Origin of the sequence: Nitrospira sp. (assembly GCA_016788885.1) — a bacterium.
Lineage (GTDB): Bacteria > Nitrospirota > Nitrospiria > Nitrospirales > Nitrospiraceae > Nitrospira_A.
Map to the genome: position 1 here is coordinate 1 of JAEURX010000032.1, position 3,594 is coordinate 3,594.

Below are 3,594 nucleotides of genomic sequence, written 5' to 3' on the forward strand. Positions count from 1 at the left end.
AGCGACCGGCGAACCAACGAACGGAAAGCCGGAACTGGCCATTACGCACTGCATCGCACCCAAGCCGGGATCATTGGTCATGTTTACCGTGCCGCGGTTCCATCGGGTGTGCCGGGTGGATCAAACGGCGGGAGACCACAAACGCCTTTCGATTGCCGGCTGGTTCATGACTGAACATGCCTGAGCGTGAGTCGCCGGATGAACGCCGACGTGTGGTAGAGTCCGTCCCACACGGCTCTCATGTACTCCTGGAGCATGCGGAACCCTGGATGTCTGGCGGACCGCACGACCGTTCAGGTTCGAACAGGGCTTACGCCACACTTGGCGGGTAGTTGATTTCAACAACAGTGGGAACGGAGCTCTGTTCCTCGTAGCGGAGTTCCCATCGGCTCCACACCGTCATGCGCGAGCCATCGCGGCGGATATGAATGAGTTCGCCTTGCCAATAGCCGACGGTCTTGAGTTCCTGTTCAATGCTCGGTAGAGGTTTGGGGAACAGGGTTTTCAACAGGCTATGGGAGCGCTGGCCCACGGTCTCACCTGCCTGCCAGCCGTAGAGACGCTCGGCTCCCTTATTCCAGAAGCGAATGGTCCCGTCCGGCGACCGGACCATCACGGCATCGAACTCCACGTTCGGCGACTTCTTGTGGGGAGGTTGCATGCCTCGATACTTGACGATGCGCGCAGGATTTCCCACGACAATGGCATTGGCCGGTACATGTTTGGTTACAACCGAACCGGCACCAATGACAGCTCCTGTCCCGATGTGCACCCCGCTGGTCACGATCGCTCCGGATCCGAGCCAGACGTCGTCCTCGATGATCACATCCCCTTTGGAAGTGAAGGATTGCTGTTGCATGATGAAACCGGCCTCTGTCCCGTGGTTATGAGGAAACACCCGGCAGTATGATCCGAACATCACATGCCGTCCGATCCGGATATTGCTCAGGAGGGCCGAGAGTTCGGAGCCTGTTCCCAGGTAGGTATAGTCACCGATCGTGATGGTTCCGCCATCGCCGGTTTCGAGAAACGCATGGTTGTCCAGATAGACGTGCTCGCCAAGCGCGATCGACCCGCCGGCGGTGGCCTGTTGAATGCGGACTTGATCGCAGATCGCGACATGGGGGCCAAGCCGTAAGTCACGATGCGTAAGTCTTGCCGTAGGGGCAATGTAGCCCCGTGGACTCATGTCCGCCAGCATATGAACGCCATCGGACCCGGATTGGGGAATGGTTACACAGGTCGCAATTCTGGTGGCGATTCGGCCGAACCTCGAGGGCCCGCTGTACCGCATCCAATATCGCATCCAGGCTTGCGACAGTCGAGGAAGATAGCGCCCGTGGATCAACTCCACCATAGCCCTGAGGCCCTGAGTCGACAAAGTGTTCAACAGGACCGAGGATCGGCGATACCACCGGGGGAAAAATGATTCTCGGTTCATGGTGTAGGCCTTGGTGGCAAGCAGGCAGAAAAAATCATTCGTGGAACCAATCCTCTGGCGCGATGGCGAGCTACGTTTGTTGTTAAACAATACTTCATACGGTTTCTAAATCCAACGTCCTCCTCGGTCAGCAATTGATTGAGGTGACCCATGGAGCAAGTCAGTTCCCTTCTTATTAGCGTAGCCAGTAGATACCTGGTTTTCGAGTAATGGTGACGGAAGAGTTTCCGGATGCACTCATTCCCTTCTCGTTATCAGCAGGCCTGCAGATATGCCATATATATGTGCGTCTCAAAGGGCATGTGCTCTCCCCTCGATATCAAAGAGCTCCAACCCAGTATCATACGTACTCGTGCGGCCTGATTCAACGCTGGTATTGCTCGTTGTTAGGTAGGCTCGTAGCGGGTTTTCCACTCCAGCAATGGCCGTATGATCCCTGGCCATCGACCGGTGAAATCACCTCGTGCCGTGTCCCCTGTTCCACTTTCATCCACACGAAAGCCAACGATTCGAGGAATCTGGCAGTGCAGACGAAAGGGATCCTCGGTCATCACGACAACCTCAACGGTGAGAATCCCCTCAGAAAGAAAGTTTCCCGGAATTCGGACGGTGCAGGCATACCGGCCTATTGGGCGAGGTTTCCGTTTCCATGCCGGGTCACGATCGTGCACGATAAAGGCCAGCACGTCCTCCTCGTTACGAAAATTGAATTCAGGTACGAGGACATGTCCTGGTTTAAGAACGTCAAATTCCATTTCAATGTCGATAGGCCGTTGAATATCGAATCTGTCCGTGATGACCCCTGACTCAGTCCGGACCCGCACGGCCCGCATCCGAACGATCTCATTGCCCGGCGCCTGGGCGGGATCGGGCCATTCGGCGCAGGGCTGGATGTGGCCGGCATGCAGGTAGTGATTGACCACGTCGTGGGCGAATCCTTCCTGCACCACTTCCCCCTTGTTCAGCAGAATCGCGCGTTTGCACATCCGCGTGATCGCCGGCATATCGTGGGAGACAAGGATCACCGTCCGGCCATGCTGCCCCACATCTTCCATCTTCCCCATACACTTTTTCTGAAACCGAACGTCGCCGACGGCCAACACCTCATCGACGATGAGAATGTCCGGATCCATATGGGCCAGCACGGAGAACCCCAGGCGGACATACATCCCGCTGGAGTAATGTTTGACCGGCGTGTCGATAAATTGCTCCACTTCGGCGAACGTCACGATTTCATCGAACTTCCGGGCAATTTCCTGGCGCGTCATGCCGAGAATGGCCCCGCTCATGAAGACGTTGTCGCGGCCGGTCAGTTCCGGATGAAAGCCCGTGCCCACTTCCAACAGCCCGCAAAACCGTCCGTTGATGACCGCTCGGCCGGTCGTGGGTTCCGTTACCCGGGAGAGGATCTTGAGCAACGTGCTTTTCCCCGAGCCGTTCGTGCCGATGACCCCGAAGACTTCGCCTTTCTTGATCTCGAACGAGACATCGCGCAGTGCCCACAGGGTATCAGGGGTCTGGGCGGAGGCCGGCTGCTGGCCAGCGAGGCGGCGGAGCCCACGCGCCAAGGCTCCCGCCAGTGAGCCGTCTTGGGCATGCGTCGCCCCAAGGCGATAGCGCTTGGATAATCCGGTGACGCTGACAGCGATGTCACTCATTCAAATCAGAGCTGCGAACAGGCCCCGATGGCTGTTTGTGCGTAGCGGGTTTTGGGATCCCGCCATGCCGGAAAATATAACAATTCCCGTGCGGCCCACAGCTCGCGCCATTCCACTCGGGCATACGCGCGACTCGGCTCGATCACTATTGATGTGTAGGGAGGTTTCCGAGGGATGCTCAACATGAATGAAATGAGTGTTTTCGCTGTGTTCAGGGGCAAAATGAAATTGGAAGCGTGTATCCACACGACCGGAAATGCGATCCACACACTGCTGATAGTAGGGGTCGGCTTGAGCCAAGTCAATGCGATCCTCGGGGCGGTGGGTGCAGTGGCGACTCACGCTGCCGATGCATTCATGGCTTGTATGGTGGGGGGACCCATGGTACTATCCCGCGTCTCCCGCTGGGGCCTGGTGAGAGATGCGTTGAAATAGTTCAGGCCTGACTCGATGTTGCCTTGCCCGGGAATCTAATCGAAAGCCAGACCCAAGTCG

The 3,594-nt window shown here is 57.2% G+C and carries 4 protein-coding genes; 2 read left to right on the forward strand and 2 right to left on the reverse strand.

Annotated features, from left to right (window positions below; all coding sequences use genetic code 11):
• Positions 1–184, forward strand: a 184-nt coding sequence (locus JNL86_08410; GenBank protein ID MBL8042923.1) for a 2OG-Fe(II) oxygenase, incomplete at its 5' end; no start/stop codon positions are given.
• A 126-nt stretch (positions 185–310) separates the two neighbouring features.
• Here JNL86_08410 and JNL86_08415 read toward each other — a convergent pair.
• Together JNL86_08415 and JNL86_08420 are read right to left on the reverse strand one after the other, a co-directional pair.
• Positions 311–1,441, reverse strand: a complete 1,131-nt coding sequence (locus tag JNL86_08415; GenBank protein ID MBL8042924.1) for a PAS domain S-box protein — start codon at positions 1,439–1,441, stop codon at positions 311–313.
• Between the two features lie 386 nt (positions 1,442–1,827).
• Positions 1,828–3,099, reverse strand: coding sequence for an ABC transporter ATP-binding protein (locus JNL86_08420; protein ID MBL8042925.1), 1,272 nt, complete (start codon positions 3,097–3,099; stop codon positions 1,828–1,830).
• 183 nt (positions 3,100–3,282) lie between these two features.
• Here JNL86_08420 and JNL86_08425 point away from each other — a divergent pair, with 183 nt between their 5' ends.
• Entirely contained in the window at positions 3,283–3,534 is a 252-nt protein-coding gene (locus JNL86_08425; GenBank protein ID MBL8042926.1) for a hypothetical protein, read from the forward strand.
• Positions 3,535–3,594: the final 60 nt, after the last annotated feature.